Raw genomic sequence first — 15,507 nt, 5'->3', positions numbered from 1 at the left:
AGCGGGGCAGGCGAGCAGTGCCGCAACTCGTCATTGAGATCAACGGACAGCAGCGGACTCTGGAGCCGGGGCGGTCCTACACCATCGGGCGCAACCCGCAGTCGGACTTCCCGTTCGACGACGCCAGGGTTTCCTGGCACCACGCCACCATCTCCTTCAACGGGGCGGGTTGGCAGCTCGACGACCACGGGAGCACCAACGGCACCTACACCGGCGGCGCCCGCACCATGCAGGCCCAGCTCTTCCCCGGCGCGGTGGTCAACCTCGGCAACGCCGAGAACGGTCCGCGGCTCGGGTTCTCCGCGCCGGCCCAGGCCGCCGCGCAGGCCCCCGCCTGGCACGAGGCCGCCACCAGCCGCAGCCACGCCCCGGCGCCCCAGCCGCCCGTCCAGCAGCAGCAGCCGATGCAGCAGCAGTGGGCCCAGCAGCCCCCGGTCCAGCAGCAGCCCCAGCAGCAGTGGGGCGGGCAGCAGCCCGTCCAGCAGCAGTGGGGCGGCCAGCCGCAGCCGCAGCCCTTCCCGCAGCAGCAGGGCTTCCCGCAGCCGGACCCGCACGGCGGCTTCCCGCAGCAGCACGCCCCGCAGCACGATGCCGGCGGCCCGCAGCCGACGATGATCCGCAGCCTGACGGCCGGGATGAACACCGTCCGGATCGGTCGCGCGCTCGACAACGACATCGTGGTCTCCGACCTCCAGGTCTCCCGCCACCACGCCGAGCTGCGCCAGCTGCCCGACGGCCGGTACGAGATCGTCGACCTCGGCAGCCACAACGGCATCTTCCTCAACGGCCAGCGCGTCCAGCGTCAGCTGATCGGCCCGCAGGACCGCCTGACCGTCGGTCACTCCAGCTTCGTCCTGGTCGGCGACCAGCTGCAGGAGTTCGTCGACACCGGCGCCGTCTCCTTCTCCGCCCGCCACCTGACCGTCGAGGTCGACTTCAAGGGCGGCAAGAAGGTCCTGCTCAACGACGTCAGCTTCGGCGTCCCGGAGAAGTCCCTGGTCGCCGTCATCGGCCCGTCCGGCTCCGGCAAGTCGACCCTGCTGCGCGCCCTCACCGGCTACCGCCCGGCCGACCGCGGCGACGTCCTCTACGACGGCCGCAACCTCTACAAGCAGTTCGCCGAACTGCGCTCGCGCATCGGCCTGGTGCCGCAGTCGGAGATCCTGCACAAGGAACTGACCGTCCGCACCGGCCTCAAGTACGCGGCCCGGCTGCGCTTCCCCGGCGACACCGAGGCCGCCGAGCGCGAGGCGCGGATCGACGAGGTGCTCTACGAGCTGCGCCTCGACAAGCGCGCCGACAACCGGATCACCGCCCTCTCCGGCGGCCAGCAGAAGCGCGTCTCGGTGGCCCTGGAGCTGCTGACCAAGCCGTCGCTGATCTTCCTGGACGAGCCCACCTCGGGCCTCGACCCGGGCATGGACCGCGAGGTCATGCAGATGCTGCGCGGCCTCGCCGACGACGGCCGCACCATCCTGGTCGTCACCCACTCGGTGGCCGAACTCGCGCTCTGCGACCGGCTGCTGGTGATGGCGCCGGGCGGTTCGGTGGCCTACTTCGGTCCGCCGGACGAGGCGCTGCACTTCTTCGGGTACGAGACCTGGGCCGACGTCTTCCAGGCCTTCGAGAACTACCCGGACCACGACTGGGCCGGCCGCTACCGCGGTTCGGTGCACTACCAGCAGTACTCCGCCGACGTGGACGCCGGCGCGGTGCAGTCCGCCCAGATCGTCCAGGAGGCCATCCGCCCGCCGAAGCCGCAGAGCTGGGGCTCGCAGTTGTGGACGCTGATCCGCCGCTACGTGTCGGTGCTCGCCTCGGACCGCGGCTTCCTGGCCCTGTCGGTGCTGCTGCCCGCGGTCATCGGCGCGGTCAGCGTGCTGATCCCCAATGAACCGGGGCTCGCACCCAATCCGAAGACGCAGCTCCACCTCAACAGCGGGGCCGCGACGATCATGCTGATCCTGGCGATCGGCGCCTGCTTCTCCGGATCGGCCAACTCGGTCCGAGAGTTGATCAAGGAACGGGCGATCTACGAGCGAGAACGAGCCACCGGGCTCTCCCGCTCGGCGTACATGATGTCCAAGATCATCGTGCTGGGCTTCTTCAGCGTGATCCAGGGCGCCATCATCTCCGCCGTCGGCTTCCTGCCGCGCAAGCTCCCCGAGCACGGTCTGATCATCGAAAACCTGCCGGTGATCGAGATGACCATCGGCATGATCCTGCTCAGCTTCGCCGCGATGATGTTCGGCCTGATGATCTCCGCGCTGGTCAAGACCACAGAGAAGACCATGCCGCTGCTGGTCATGTTCGCGATCGTCCAGGTCGTCTTCACCGGCTGCCTCTTCCAGATCTTCGGCAAGCCCGGTCTGGAGCAGGCCGCCTGGCTGATGCCGGCCCGTTGGGGCACCGGCATCGTGTCCGTCACGCTCAACCTCTCCGAGCTCATGGGTCCCTGGAACAAGGACTTCCAGCACCCGGACTACGACCCGCTGTGGAAGCACACCGTCGCTCAGTGGTGGATCGACGCGGGAGCGCTCATCGCGATGTCGATCGTCATCGGTGTCGTCGTGACGCGACTCCAGCGCCGCCACGAGCCCGAGGTCATGCAGAAGGGCTGACCCCCTCGCCGCACCCCCAGGGGCGGCTCTTCCCGGCAACGGGGAGGGCCGCCCCTCGGCGTCCCGCCCTAGGTCCTGCGACCTGGTCCCCGCGCGCCCCCGGACCGACGCGGTGGCGCGCCCGGCGGCGGTAGTTTGGCGGTATGCCCACCCCGCCCAGTGACCGCCGCCCCCGGACCGGTCTGCTGCCCGTCGACCGGATCCCGATCGGCCCGCCGCCCGACGGCCCGCTGCCCGCCTGCGAGCCCTGCCTCGCCGGCATCGAGGCCGTCAGCCGGGCCCTTCTCGCGATGAGCCGCCACCTGGAGGTGCGCGAGGTCCTGCGCCGGATCACCGCCTCCGCCCGCGGCCTGCTCGACGCCGAGTACGCGGCCCTGGGCGTGCCCGACGACCACGGCGGCTTCGCCCAGTTCGTCGTCGACGGCGTCACCGACGAGCAGTGGAAGGCCATCGGCCCGCTGCCCCGCCAGCACGGCGTACTCGCCAAGATGCTGCACGAGACCGGCCCCACCCGCCTCGCCGACGTCCGCGAGGCGCCCGCGTTCGAGGGCTGGCCCGCCGCCCACCCGGAGATGGACGCCTTCCTCGGCATGCCCGTCCTCGACACCGACGCCGCCGAGGACGAACCGCAGGTCATGGGCGTCATCTTCCTCGCCAACAAGCGCGGCGGCGGCGGCTTCACCGACCACGACGAGGAACTGCTGCGGATCCTGGCCGCCCACGCCGCCCTCGCCCTCTCCAACGCCCGCCTCTACGAGCGCAGCCGCGAACTCACCCTGGCCGGCGAGCGCGCCCGGATCGCCCACGACCTGCACGACGCCGTGTCGCAGAAGCTCTTCTCGCTGCGCCTCACCGCCAAGGCCGCCGCCACCCTGGTCGACCGCGACCCGGCCCGCGCCCGCGCCGAACTCGCCGAGGTCGCCCGGCTCGCCGCCGAGGCCGCCGACGAACTGCGCGCCGTCGTCGTCGAGCTGCGGCCCGCCGCCCTGGAGGAGGACGGCCTCAGCGCCACCCTCGCCTCCCAGGTACAGGTCCTCGACCGCGCCCACAGCGCCGACGTCGCCTTCGCCGCCGACGGCGTGCGCGCCCTGCCGCCGGCCCAGGAGGCGGCGCTCCTGCGGGTCGCCCAGGAGGCCCTGCACAACGCGCTGCGCCACTCCGGCGCCCGCCGGGTCACCGTCACCCTGGCCGGCACGCCCGCCCGCGGCGCCGTCCTGCGGGTCCGTGACGACGGCCGGGGCTTCGATCCCGAGTCCGTGCGCCGGGCCGGCCGCCACCTCGGCCTCGCCTCGATGCGCGACCGCGCCTCCGCGGTCGGCGGCACGCTCACCCTGGACTCGGCCCCCGGCGCGGGGACGGTCGTCGAGATGGAGGTCCCCGGTGCCTGACACCACACCAGCGATCCGCGTCCTGCTGGTCGACGACCACCAGGTCGTCCGCCGCGGCCTGCGCACCTTCCTGGAGGTGCAGGACGACATCGAGGTCGTGGGCGAGGCCGCCGACGGTGCGGAGGGCATCGACCGGGCCCGCGAACTCGACCCGGACGTCGTCCTGATGGACCTCAAGATGCCCGGCGTGGACGGCATCGAGGCGCTGCGCACGCTCAAGGGCGAGGGCAGCCGGGCCCGGATCCTCATCGTCACCAGCTTCACCGAGCACCGCACGATGGTCCCCGCCCTGCGGGCCGGCGCCGCCGGGTACGTGTACAAGGACGTCGACCCGGAGGCGCTGGCCGGCGCGATCCGCTCGGTGCACGCCGGCCACGTCCTGCTCCAGCCCGAACTGGCCGAGGCGCTGCTCGCCGACGACGGCCCGCGCCCGCCGCAGGGGCGCGGCGGAACCCTGACCGAGCGCGAGCGCGAAGTCCTCGGCCACATCGCCGACGGCCGCTCCAACCGGGAGATCGCCCGCAGCCTGCATCTGTCCGAGAAGACGGTGAAGACGCACGTCTCCAACATCCTGATGAAGCTGGACCTCGCCGACCGCACCCAGGCCGCCCTCTGGGCCGTCCGGCACGGGGAGGCCCGGGAGGGGTAGCGTGGAGGCCTAGGCCCGTCGGCAGCGGGCCCGGGCCGCTTCCGCCCCCGGGCGCGACCCCTCGGGCGACGATCCGTCAGCGGTGTGTGCCGGCCTGGGGGACCGTCACCGAGTCACGGGGGAGTCGCCGGATGAGCACACCGAGGAAGACGTACGGGCCCGTCACGCTGGCCAAGGAACTGGGACTGACGCCGCGTCTGCTGAGCCGGGCCCAGCGGTTCGACCTCGTGCCGGCGCCGGACGGCGACCGCTGCTGGTCGCGGGCGGTGGTCGAACCGCTGCTGGAACGGCGGGCGGAGATCGCCGCGGCGCTGGAGGCCGAGGCGGCCGGGCGGGCCGCGAAGCTGGCGGCGGAGACGGCCCGGGACCGCGAGGCCTACGGGCCGGAGGTCCTGCGGCGGCGGTTGGGGCTGACGCGCTGGCAGTTCGACGAGGCGCTGGAGCGGGGTCTGATCCCCGAGCCGGACACCGGCCTCGCCCACTGGTCGGCGGCCGTGGAGTCGGCGCTCCGTGCACAGCTCCCGGAGCTGGTGGCCGAGCTGGGCGGCGGGCCCCGGATGGGCAGCCGCAGGGCGGCGAAGCTCCTGGCGCACGCCACCGGCCTGGCGGTCACCCCCGAGGACGTCCAGCAGCTGGTGGAGGTCGGCGTGCTGCGGCCGGCCGGCGAGTTCAAGGGCTGGCCCACCTACCGCGAGGAGGACCTGACGGCGCTGGCGGAGGCCTCGGTCGGGGCGGTCGTCGCCGCCCGGGAGGCCCGGACCGCCACGGAGGCGGAGGCGGAGGCGGCCACGGTGACGGAGGCGGTGACGGCCACGGTGACGGAGGCGGTGACGGCGGCCGGGGAGGACACCGGCCACCGGGACGGACCGAGCTGCTCCGCCGCGGAGGCCGCCGAGGAACGGGGCTGGTCGCGGAGCCGGTTCGCGCTGCACGTGGCCCGCGGCGGCCTCCTCCCCGGCGCCGACGGCCGGTTCGCCCGCGCGCACGTGCGCGAGCAGTACGCCGCCGACCCGTGGCGGGAGGAGGCCGCGGGCTGACGGCGCGGGCGGACCGGCGGGTGGATCAGCGGGCGTCGCGCTCGTCCACCAGGGCGTTGTACGCCGCCACCTGGGCCCGGCGGGCGGTCCGTTGCAGGGGCGCCAGGACGGCCTGGCGGGAGGCCATCTCGGAGGCGCTGACCGCGGCGCCGTGGCTGCCGGAGGCGATCGCGAGCAGCGCGGCGACCTGCCGGGCCGACTCCAGGACGCGGACGGCCCGCGGCGGGTAACCGGGGGCGAGCAGTTCGGCGTGGCCGCGCCGGCGGTAGGCCTCCAGCGCTCGCAGCGCCTCCGGGCCGGCGCCGGCGACGTCGAGGCGGGTGAGCAGCAGGGTGGCCTCGCGCAGGCTGTCCGCCAGCTCGCGCTCCGCCTCGTGCAGCGATGGCACGTCGGCCGGCGGGTTGTCGTTCACCTCGGCGCAGCGCCAGAGCACCGTCGCCGAGCGGTCCCCGGCCGGGCCGAACACCTCGACCTCCGGGACGAGCCCGAGCGGCACCCCGACGGCCAGCACCGCCTCGCCCGCGGCCATCGCCCGGTCGTTGAAGGCCGGCGGGCCGGTCAGCCCGAGCGGGTGGCCGGCCCCTGGCAGGGCCAGCCGCAGGCCCTTCACGCCGAGCACCCGGAGCCGCCCGAGCGCCCAGGTGAGGCCGTGCTGCTCGCCCGGGGCGTCCCCGGGCAGTCCGGTCACCCGGTGGCTCTCGTCGCTGCCGAGGACGGCCGCGGCGGCGTTGTCGGGCGGCACCAGACCGGCCAGCAGAGCGTTGCCCCAGGCGGCCAGCCGCCCTGAACGGGGCTCTTCGTACGGATTGTCGGCAGGAGTCGCGAGCATCCGGCCAGCCTACGGAATCGGCGGTCATCCGCGTGGCGTAGGTTTGCCCATGCGTGTGCGGCGCACCCCACTCCGTGCCACCCGGCCGCCGGAGTAGGCTGCCCGCCCGCACCGACGGCCGTGATTTCTGTTTTGGGGAAGGCGTAGGCATGAGCGACGTGCTGGAGCTGGTGGACGTATCCGTGGTCCGGGAGGAGCGCGCGCTGGTCGACCAGGTCTCGTGGTCCATCTCGGAGGGCGAGCGCTGGGTCATCCTCGGCCCCAACGGCGCGGGCAAGACCACCCTGCTGCAGATCGCCTCCACGTACCTCTTCCCGACCTCCGGCAAGGTGTCCGTCCTGGGCGAGAAGCTCGGCGAGATCGACGTCTTCGAGCTGCGCTCCCGGATCGGCCTGGCCGGCGCCGCGATGTTCGACAAGCTGCCCGCCGAGCAGACCGTGCTGCAGACGGTTCTCACCGCCGCGTACGGCATGACGGTCAGCTGGCAGGAGCAGTACGAGGAGTCCGACGAGTCCCGCGCGCTGGTGCTGCTGGACCGCCTCGGCATGTCCAAGCTGACCGCCCGCAAGTTCGGCACCCTCTCCGAGGGCGAGAAGAAGCGCACCCTGATCGCGCGCGCCCTGATGACCGACCCCGAGCTGCTGCTGCTGGACGAGCCGGCCGCCGGCCTGGACCTCGGCGGCCGCGAGGACCTGGTCCGCCGCCTCGGCGCGCTGGCCCAGGACGAGTTCGCGCCGGCCATGGCCATGGTCACCCACCACGTCGAGGAGATCGCCCCCGGCTTCACCCACGTCCTGATGATCCGTCAGGGCAAGGTGCTCACCGCCGGCCCGATCGACACCGAGCTGACCGCGCGCAACCTCTCCAAGTGCTTCGGCCTGCCGCTGACCCTGGAGCGGCACGGTGACCGCTGGTCCGCCCAGGGCCTGCCGCTCGGCTGAGGCCCCGCGGGCGCGTCCGGCCGGAGGGCTCCCGACCCGCCCGGCCGCACGGAACTCCGCTGAACTGGGACCGGTCGCACGTGCGACCGGTTTCCGCCCCTCCACCTGCGGGAACTGTCCGCCTCGAAGGCCCTTCGCTCCCTAGGATGGACACGTGGACAGCTGGATCTGGTGGCTCCTGGCCGCCGTCGGCCTCGGCATACCGTTGGTGATCACCGCGATGCCGGAGTTCGCCATGTTCGCGGTCGGCGCGCTCGCCGCGGCCGGCGTCGCCGGGCTGGGAATCGGGGTGGTCTGGCAGGTCCTGACCTTCGTCGCGGTCTCGGCCGGGCTGCTGGTGGTGGTCCGCCCCATCGCGTACCGGCAGATGCAGAAGGGCCCGCAGGTCAAGATGGGCATCGAGGCGCTCAAGGGCGCCACCGCGGTCGTCGCGGAACAGGTCGACGGGGAGGGCGGACGGATCAAGCTCAACGGCGAGATCTGGTCGGCCCGCGCGCTCAACCCCGGCAGTGTGTACTCGCCGGGGCAGCAGGTCGACGTCGTCGAAATCCAGGGCGCGACCGCCCTGGTCGTCTAGGGGAGAGTCCGTGGAACCCGTCCTTATCGTCCTGGTCGTCCTGGTCGTGGTGGCATTCATCGCGCTGATCAAGACGATTCAGGTCATCCCGCAGGCCAGCGCCGCGATCGTGGAGCGCTTCGGCCGCTACACCCGGACGCTCAACGCCGGCCTGAACATCGTCGTCCCGTTCATCGACCGGGTCCGCAACCGGATCGACCTGCGCGAGCAGGTCGTGCCGTTCCCGCCCCAGCCGGTGATCACCCAGGACAACCTGGTGGTCAACATCGACACGGTCATCTACTACCAGGTGACCGACCCGCGGGCCGCCACCTACGAGGTCGCCAGCTACATCCAGGCCATCGAGCAGCTCACCGTCACCACGCTGCGCAACATCATCGGCTCGATGGACCTCGAATCCACCCTGACCTCCCGTGAGGTCATCAACGCCGGTCTGCGCGGGGTGCTGGACGAGGCCACCGGCAAGTGGGGCATCCGGGTCAACCGCGTCGAGCTGAAGGCGATCGAGCCGCCGACCTCCATCCAGGACTCGATGGAGAAGCAGATGCGCGCCGACCGTGACAAGCGCGCCGCGATCCTCACCGCCGAGGGTGCCCGGCAGGCCCAGATCCTGCGGGCCGAGGGTGAGAAGCAGGCCGAGGTGCTCAAGGCCGAGGGTGAGGCCCAGGCCGCGGTGCTGCGCGCCGACGGTGAGGCGGCCGCGATCCGGACGGTCTTCGAGGCCATCCACGACGGCGACGCCGACCAGAAGCTGCTCGCCTACCAGTACCTGCAGACCCTGCCCGAGCTGGCCAAGGGCGACTCCAACAAGCTGTGGATCATCCCGAGCGAGGTCGGCGACGCGCTCAAGGGCCTCGGCGGCGCGTTCACCGGCCTGGCCGGCAACGGCGGCGTGAACGGCGGTGCGGTCGCGGCGCCCAGCGCGCCGGCGTCCACCCAGGTCCCGCTGGACCCGGCGGCCGGACCGCGCCCGCTGGACACCGACACCAAGGGCGCCGCCCGCCCGCGGGTCGACCCGGCCCGCGAGTACCGCAAGATCGACCCCGAGTGACCGGCTGAGCCCGGACCGCCGCGCGCCGAGGGCCCGCCCCCCTTTCCGTGGGGGGCGGGCCCTCGGCCGTTCCGGCGGGTCTGCGTCGTGTGCGTCCCGTGGGCCGTCGAGTCTCCGTGCCCGCTTCACCGCTGTGCCCGCTTCACCCACGCGTCCGCTTCACCGCTGTGCCCGCCTCACCGCTGTGCCCGCCTCACCGCTGTGCCCGCCCCGACGGTGTGTTGTACATCCCGAATCGTGGGCGGTTCTGGTAGGCCCGGCCCGGCGTCCGGCATGATCGCCTCGGGCAGGACCGAGACGAGAGGTGACCCATGACGCTCTGGGAGGCGATCGCCGTCCTGGTGGCGGGCGTCGGAGCCGGGATGATCAATGTGATCGTCGGCTCCGGGACCTTGATCACCTTCCCCGTCCTGCTCGCCGTGGGCATCCCGCCGGTCACCGCCAACGTCTCCAACTCCTTCGGCCTGGTGCCCGGTTCGCTCAGCGGCGTGATCGGCTACCGGCGGGAGCTGGCCGACCAGGGCCGCCGGCTGCTGCGCCTCGGCACCGCCTCGCTGCTCGGCGGGCTGGTCGGCGCGGTGCTGCTGATCGAGCTGCCGAGCGCCGCCTTCGACGCGATCGTGCCGGTGCTGATCCTGTTGGCCCTCGTCCTGGTGGTGATCCAGCCCCGGGTGGCCAAGGCGGTCGCCGCCCGCCGCAGGCCCGGGGGAGACCCGGACGGCGGCCTGGTGCTGCTCGGCGGCGTCTTCCTGACCGGCATCTACGGCGGCTACTTCGGTGCCGCCCAGGGCGTCCTGCTGCTGGCGCTGATGGGCATGCTGCTCCAGGAGGGACTCCAGCGGATCAACGCCGTGAAGAACGCCCTGGCGATGATCGTCAACGGCGTCGCCGCGGTCTTCTTCCTCTTCACCTCCACCGTCGACTGGGCCGCCGCCGGCCTGATCGCCGTCGGCTCGCTCTGCGGCGGGCTGGTCGGCGCCAAGGTCGGCCGCAAGCTGGCGCCGACCGCACTGCGCGCGATCATCGTGGTGGTCGGCCTGGCGGCCGTCACCAAGCTGCTCATCAGCTGATTATTCGTCAGATCTCTTCACCCCGGAGGACGTCATGGCCCTGGAGATGCGCGACACCTGCGAGCGTTGCGCGGTGTCGCTCACCGCGGACGGCTCCGCCTTCATATGCTCCTTCGAGTGCAGCTTCTGCGCGGAGTGCACCGAGGCGATGGCCGCCACCTGCCCCAACTGCGGCGGCGAGCTGGTGCCCCGTCCGCGCCGGAAGGCCTGACGCCCCACCTCCGATTTCCACCCGACGCACGGGAGCGGTCCGATGAGCAGCAGAGCACGCCTGACCGAGGACGAGATCACGGCCGCCCTGGCCGGGCTGCCCCAGTGGACCCGGGACGGCGACACCATCGTCCGTACCGCCGACGCCCGGGACTTCCCGGCGGCGATCCGGGTGGTCGTCGCGGTCGCCGAACAGGCCGAGGCGCTGGACCACCACCCCGACATCGACATCCGCTGGCGCACCCTCCGCTTCGCCCTCTCCACCCACAGCGCCGGCGGCCTCACCACCCTCGACTTCACCCTCGCCGCCCGTATCGACACCGCGTTGAGCGCCGAAACCGCCTGAGCCGCCTTCACGCCGGGACCGGAAGGGGCCGCTCCGGGGCGCTCCGAGGGGCGTGAGATGCTGACTGCCGCACTGCTGGCGGTCGGGAGGGACGGAACGGATGGCTCAGGACCCCCTCGGAGACGCCCAGCAGCAGCCGTGGTACCCGCAGCCGGCGCAGCAGCAGGAGTGGCCGGCCGGGTATCCGGAGCAGCAGTGGCAGGGCGCCCACGAGTACGGATCCGGCAGCGGCAGCGAATACGGTCAGGCGGGCTACGGCCAGTCCGGGTACAGCCAGTCCGGGTACGGTCAGGCGGGCTACGGCGAGCCCGGGTACGGCGGGCCCGGCCACGCGGAGAGTGGTTACGCGGAGAGCGGTTACGGGGAGAGCGGCTACGGTCAGGCCGGCTATGGCGAGACCGGGTACGCCCAGGGCGACGGTCACCCGGGCGGGCAGCACCAGCCGTACTACCAGTACGCCGATCACGAGCAGCAGCAGTACGCCCCGTACACCGTCCCGCAGCAGCCGGCCGGCGAGGAGCTGTACGCCCCCGCGGGCGCCGAGTACTCCGCCGACGGGTACGTGCACCTCGATCCCGAGCCGGAAGCCGAGCCCGAGCCGACTGCTCAGGCCGCCGCCGCGGTCGCCGCGGAGGCCGCCGAGCCGGAGCCGCCCGTCCGCCGGTCGGCCGGACGCCGGGGCGGTGGCCGTGGTGGGAACGGGAGCGGCGGCGGTCCCGGCGCTGCGCGCAACGGGCTCGCGGCCAAGGCCCGGGCCGCCGCCGACGCGGTGGTCTCCGCCGAGCACGCGCCCAGCCGCCGCGCCCTGACCATACGGGCGGGCGCCGGTGTCGCCGCGCTCGGCGTGCTGGTGGTGGCCGGCCTGATGGTCGGCATCGAGGGCGGCGGCAGTGCGTCCGCCGGCGCCGGCGGCGAGCCCGGTTTCGCCGTCGCCCACACCAAGGCCTGGGCGGCCCAGCCTGCCGCAGCACTCCAGCCGGGCGCCGACGACACCCTGGTCGGCAGCTGGCTGCTGACCGACGCGCTGGTGCGCGCCGACGCGACCGGTGTCCACGCCTACGACCGCGCGGACGGCAAGCCGACCTGGTCGGTCGAGCCGCCCGCCGCCGGGGCCGTCCCCTGCGGCCTCTCGCCGAGTGTGAACACGGCCGGCCTCGGCGCCGCCCTCTTCCGGCCCCAGGCCGACCCGAAAACCCCGTGCACGCTGGTGGCCGCCGTCGACACCAAAGCCGGCAAGACCGCCTGGACCAAGACCGTCTCCGATGCCAAGGGCGCCTACAACGCCCACGTCGGCGTCACCGACGACAAGGTGATCGCCGTCGGCGACGACCGCGCCGTCGCCTGGGAGTCCGCCGACGGCAAGGACGTCTGGCAGTACACCGGCCAGGGCAAGTTCTGCACCCTCTCCGGCGGCGTCGCGGGCAAGACCGTCATGGTCGCCAGCACTTGCGCCGACTCCACCCCCGTCGACCAGGCCGTGTCGCTCAACACCGCCGACGGCAAGGTGAGCTGGTGGCGCGGTCTGAACAACCAGCCGAAGACGGTGACGGTGCTCTCCGCCGAGCCGTCCGTCGTCCTCACCACGGGGGAGAAGCCCGGCGACGACAAGGTGTTCGCCTGGGGCGCCGCCGGTGACCCGGCCGCCGAGATCCCCGTGGCGGCGGGAGAGGGCCGGCTCGACGTCGCCCATGGAGCGTTTTCGGCCACGCCCGGCGTCTTCTTCCAGGACCGGACGATGGTCACCACACGCGTCCCGGTGAACGGCGGCGGCGCCGTCTCCGTCCTGGGCTACGACCTGGACACCGGGCAGCAGCGCTGGAAGACCGCCGCCAACGAGAAGGGCGTCGTCCGCGCGGTCGGTGTCGACGGCGGCGCGCTGCTGCTCGCCGCCGACGAACGCCTCGACCAGCCGGCCCACCTCAGCCGCTTCGCCCTGGCGGGCGGGCAGGAGGCGGTCGGCGGCAACTTCCCGCCGGGCACCGGTTCGCTGCTGGTCTCCGGGCGGGTGCTGATCGGCGGCGGCCAGGTCGTCGCGGTGCCCGAGCACGCGGCCACCTTCGGCACGGCGGCCGGCTACCAGGCCAAGGGCTGAGGGCCAAGCCCAAGGCCCCGAGGGCCCCAAGCCCAGGGCCCGAGGCCCGGGGACCGAGAGGTGAGGGCTCAGGGCGGGCACACGCCCGCCGCAGGCCGCGGCGGCGGCCGCGCCCTGCGCGAAGGCTACGCAGCCGAGGGCGCCACCACCGCTGCCGCCGGGAGCCACTGGGCGAGCTCCCTGACGTCCGAGCCGCGCAGGCCCAACGCCAGCATCAGAGTCGCCTGCGGGGTCGGCACGAACGGCTTGCGCAGCAGCTTCATCCCGGCCTGCTCGGGCGTCCGGTCCGCCTTGCGCTGGTTGTCCTCGGCACAGGCGGCCACGGTGTTCAGCCAGCTGTCCGCCCCACCCCGCGACCGGGGCTGCAGGTGGTCCACGGTGGTCGCCCGGCGCCCGCAGTAGGCACACAGGTGCTGGTCGCGGACCAGCACCCCACGGCGCGACCACGGAGCCTGTTGTCGGAACGGCACCCGTACGTACCGTTGCAGTCTGATCACCCGGGGCACCGGGACGGTGACCCCCGTCCCACGGACGCTCCGCAGCGGGTGCGCCTGCTCCACCACGGCCTTGTCCTGGAGTACCAAGACCACGGCACGCTGGAGCGACACCGTCGTCAGGGGCTCGTAGCTTGCATTCAGAACCAGCGTGCTGCGCACCTCGGCCCACCCTTTCCGGAGGCGTGCCACGGCGGCACGACCGTCTCCACACACGTCACTGCCGCCGCACGGCGGTGGGACCACTCTGAAGGGGCTCCGGGCCGACGAACAACGGAATTTCCGGTGTCGGGCCGGGGCAGCCGGGGCGTCGGCCCGTTCCCGCCGGGCCGCCTCGGCGAAAAGTCGCTGGCCGGGACCGCGTAGGCTCTACAACGCTGGAGCCGTTCCGTACCGGGGCCCGACCGAACCGGGTCCGCACCGGGCGGACGCCCGATCGAAGGAGAAGCGTGACCGTGACGGACATCGTCGACGAGCTGCAGTGGCGTGGGCTGATCGCCCTGTCCACTGACGAGGACGCACTGCGCAAGGCGTTCGCGGACGGCCCGGTCACGTTCTATTGCGGCTTCGACCCGACGGCCCCCAGCCTGCACCTCGGCAACCTGGTGCAGATCCTCACCATGCGCCGCATCCAGCAGGCGGGAAACCTCCCGCTCGGCCTGGTCGGCGGCGCCACCGGCCTGATCGGTGACCCGAAGCCCACCGCCGAGCGCGTCCTCAACGACCCCGAGACGGTGGCCGGCTGGGTCGAGCGCCTGCGTGGCCAGATCGCGCGCTTCCTCGACTTCGAGGGTCCGTACGCGGCGCGCATGGTGAACAACCTGGACTGGACCTCCGGGATGTCGGCCATCAGCCTGCTGCGCGACGTGGGCAAGTACTTCCGCGTCAACAACATGATCGCCAAGGAGGCCGTCGCCCGGCGGCTCAACTCCGACGCGGGCATCAGCTACACCGAGTTCAGCTACCAGATCCTCCAGGGCATGGACTACCTGGAGCTGAACCGCCGCTACGGCTGCGCCCTGCAGACCGGCGGCAGCGACCAGTGGGGCAACCTCACCGCCGGCACGGACCTCATCCGCAAGGCCGACGGCAAGTCCGTGCACGCGCTGGCCACCCCGCTGATCGTCAAGGCCGACGGCACCAAGTTCGGCAAGACGGAGTCCGGCACGGTCTGGCTGGACCCCGAGCTCACCACCCCGTACGCCTTCTACCAGTTCTGGCTGAACGCGGACGACCGGGACGTCTCCAACTTCCTGCGGATCTTCAGCTTCCGTTCGAAGGCGGAGATCGAGGAGCTGGAGCGCGAGACCGCCGAGCGCCCGGCCGCCCGCCTCGCCCAGCGCGCACTGGCCGAGGAGCTCACCACGCTGGTCCACGGCGCGGAGCAGTACGAGCGCGCCGTCGCCGCGTCGAAGGCGCTGTTCGGCCAGGGCGACCTCGCTGACCTGGAGGCCCCGACCCTCGCCGCCGCGCTGGCCGAGGTCCCCAAGGCCGAGGTGGCCGAACTCCAGCCCGTGGTCGACCTGTTGGTCGCCGTCGGCCTGTCGCCCAGCCGCTCCGCCGCCCGCCGGACGATCAAGGAGGGCGGTGCCTACCTCAACAACGTCAAGGTGACGGACGAGGAGGCGGTGCCCACCGAGGCCGACCTGCTGCACGGGCGCTGGCTGGTGCTGCGCCGCGGCAAGCGCAACCTGGCCGCGGCGGAGCTGGTCCAGGCCGGCTGAGCGTGGCTGAAACTGCATGACCGCTGACCTGCGCTTCTGAACACCGAGGGCCGGATCTGGACAGATCCGGCCCTCGGTGTTTGACTCGACCGTCCGGCTGGCCTAGTGTTGGACGAGTCGCTTGAAGCGGGCAGGTGCACGGGGAGGCCGAGAGGCCCCCGCGGACCAGCCGGAGCGGCCATCACACTCAGCAAGTCCTACTTTCACTTGATGCCCATTCAATTGGGTTGGTCGGCGTTTTCGTCGACCGGTGAAAACGGGGAATTTCGAGCCAGTCTCGGAATGAGCTAATGTGGAGGCCGCCGCAGAAAAGCGGACCTGGCCGGCCAGGGTCGGATGAATGAAACTCCGGAAAACGGAGCGGAAAACATCTGGTAAGCTGGAAACACGAAAGAACGAAGCGCCCGGAGGGCCCGCTGGAAGGCGGTCCGAAGGAAGTGTCCGTTCCTTGAGAACTCAACAGCGTGCCAAAAGTCAA

Annotated in this window: 14 protein-coding genes; 12 read left to right on the top strand and 2 right to left on the bottom strand. The window is 72.6% G+C overall.

Annotation, left to right across the window (positions count from 1 at the left end):
* Positions 1-17: 17 nt before the first annotated feature.
* The 4 genes from ACZ3YO_RS31870 to ACZ3YO_RS31855 all read left to right on the top strand — a co-directional run bounded on the left by ACZ3YO_RS31870 (position 18) and on the right by ACZ3YO_RS31855 (position 5,695).
* Complete coding sequence (locus tag ACZ3YO_RS31870; protein WP_465576306.1) at positions 18-2,621, top strand: FHA domain-containing protein; 2,604 nt, start codon at positions 18-20, stop codon at positions 2,619-2,621.
* A gap of 290 nt (positions 2,622-2,911) precedes the next feature.
* Entirely contained in the window at positions 2,912-4,009 is a 1,098-nt protein-coding gene (locus ACZ3YO_RS31865; protein ID WP_465576519.1) for a GAF domain-containing sensor histidine kinase, read from the top strand.
* A complete protein-coding gene (locus tag ACZ3YO_RS31860; RefSeq protein ID WP_396324141.1) occupies positions 4,002-4,658 on the top strand; it encodes a response regulator in 657 nt (218 codons plus the stop codon). Before ACZ3YO_RS31865 ends, ACZ3YO_RS31860 begins: the two co-directional genes overlap by 8 nt.
* Before the next feature lie 131 nt (positions 4,659-4,789).
* Positions 4,790-5,695, top strand: a complete 906-nt coding sequence (locus tag ACZ3YO_RS31855; protein WP_465576303.1) for a hypothetical protein — start codon at positions 4,790-4,792, stop codon at positions 5,693-5,695.
* Positions 5,696-5,720: 25 nt separating this feature from the next.
* On the opposite strand, the gene ACZ3YO_RS31850 is transcribed toward ACZ3YO_RS31855, so the two are convergent.
* Positions 5,721-6,524, bottom strand: coding sequence for a hypothetical protein (locus tag ACZ3YO_RS31850; RefSeq protein ID WP_465576300.1), 804 nt, complete (start codon positions 6,522-6,524; stop codon positions 5,721-5,723).
* 149 nt (positions 6,525-6,673) lie between these two features.
* On the opposite strand from ACZ3YO_RS31850, the gene ACZ3YO_RS31845 reads away from it, so the two are divergent.
* The 7 genes from ACZ3YO_RS31845 (at position 6,674) to ACZ3YO_RS31815 (ending at position 12,811) form a co-directional block, all read left to right on the top strand.
* Complete coding sequence (locus tag ACZ3YO_RS31845) at positions 6,674-7,465, top strand: ABC transporter ATP-binding protein (RefSeq protein ID WP_465548046.1); 792 nt, start codon at positions 6,674-6,676, stop codon at positions 7,463-7,465.
* A gap of 154 nt (positions 7,466-7,619) precedes the next feature.
* On the top strand, positions 7,620-8,042 hold the full coding sequence (locus ACZ3YO_RS31840) for an NfeD family protein (RefSeq protein ID WP_396324138.1): 423 nt from the start codon (positions 7,620-7,622) through the stop codon (positions 8,040-8,042).
* A 10-nt stretch (positions 8,043-8,052) separates the two neighbouring features.
* Positions 8,053-9,093 carry an SPFH domain-containing protein gene (locus ACZ3YO_RS31835; protein ID WP_465548048.1) on the top strand — a complete coding sequence of 347 codons (1,041 nt, stop codon included), beginning with the start codon at positions 8,053-8,055 and terminating at the stop codon, positions 9,091-9,093.
* Positions 9,094-9,404: 311 nt separating this feature from the next.
* Positions 9,405-10,163: a sulfite exporter TauE/SafE family protein gene (locus tag ACZ3YO_RS31830; protein WP_465576295.1), complete on the top strand. Its 759-nt coding sequence runs from the start codon at positions 9,405-9,407 to the stop codon at positions 10,161-10,163.
* 34 nt (positions 10,164-10,197) lie between these two features.
* Positions 10,198-10,374 (top strand): DUF1272 domain-containing protein, encoded by a 177-nt coding sequence (locus tag ACZ3YO_RS31825; RefSeq protein WP_396324135.1) that lies wholly within the window; start codon positions 10,198-10,200, stop codon positions 10,372-10,374.
* Positions 10,375-10,416: 42 nt separating this feature from the next.
* Positions 10,417-10,719 carry a 4a-hydroxytetrahydrobiopterin dehydratase gene (locus tag ACZ3YO_RS31820; protein WP_465576292.1) on the top strand — a complete coding sequence of 101 codons (303 nt, stop codon included), beginning with the start codon at positions 10,417-10,419 and terminating at the stop codon, positions 10,717-10,719.
* Between the two features lie 100 nt (positions 10,720-10,819).
* The gene (locus ACZ3YO_RS31815; protein WP_465576290.1) at positions 10,820-12,811 is read left to right on the top strand and encodes an outer membrane protein assembly factor BamB family protein; all 1,992 of its coding nucleotides are present in this window, start codon (positions 10,820-10,822) and stop codon (positions 12,809-12,811) included.
* Between the two features lie 125 nt (positions 12,812-12,936).
* Here ACZ3YO_RS31815 and ACZ3YO_RS31810 read toward each other — a convergent pair whose 3' ends face one another.
* Positions 12,937-13,467 carry an HNH endonuclease gene (locus ACZ3YO_RS31810; protein ID WP_396324132.1) on the bottom strand — a complete coding sequence of 177 codons (531 nt, stop codon included), beginning with the start codon at positions 13,465-13,467 and terminating at the stop codon, positions 12,937-12,939.
* 293 nt (positions 13,468-13,760) lie between these two features.
* Here ACZ3YO_RS31810 and tyrS point away from each other — a divergent pair, with 293 nt between their 5' ends.
* Positions 13,761-15,029 (top strand): tyrosine--tRNA ligase, encoded by a 1,269-nt coding sequence (gene tyrS / locus ACZ3YO_RS31805; RefSeq protein ID WP_465548065.1) that lies wholly within the window; start codon positions 13,761-13,763, stop codon positions 15,027-15,029.
* Positions 15,030-15,507 lie beyond the last annotated feature (478 nt).

It is taken from the genome of Kitasatospora sp. NPDC022785 (assembly GCF_055561295.1).
The sequence above is the reverse complement of the archived record's forward strand: the minus strand, read 5'-3'. Positions and strand labels throughout refer to the sequence as shown.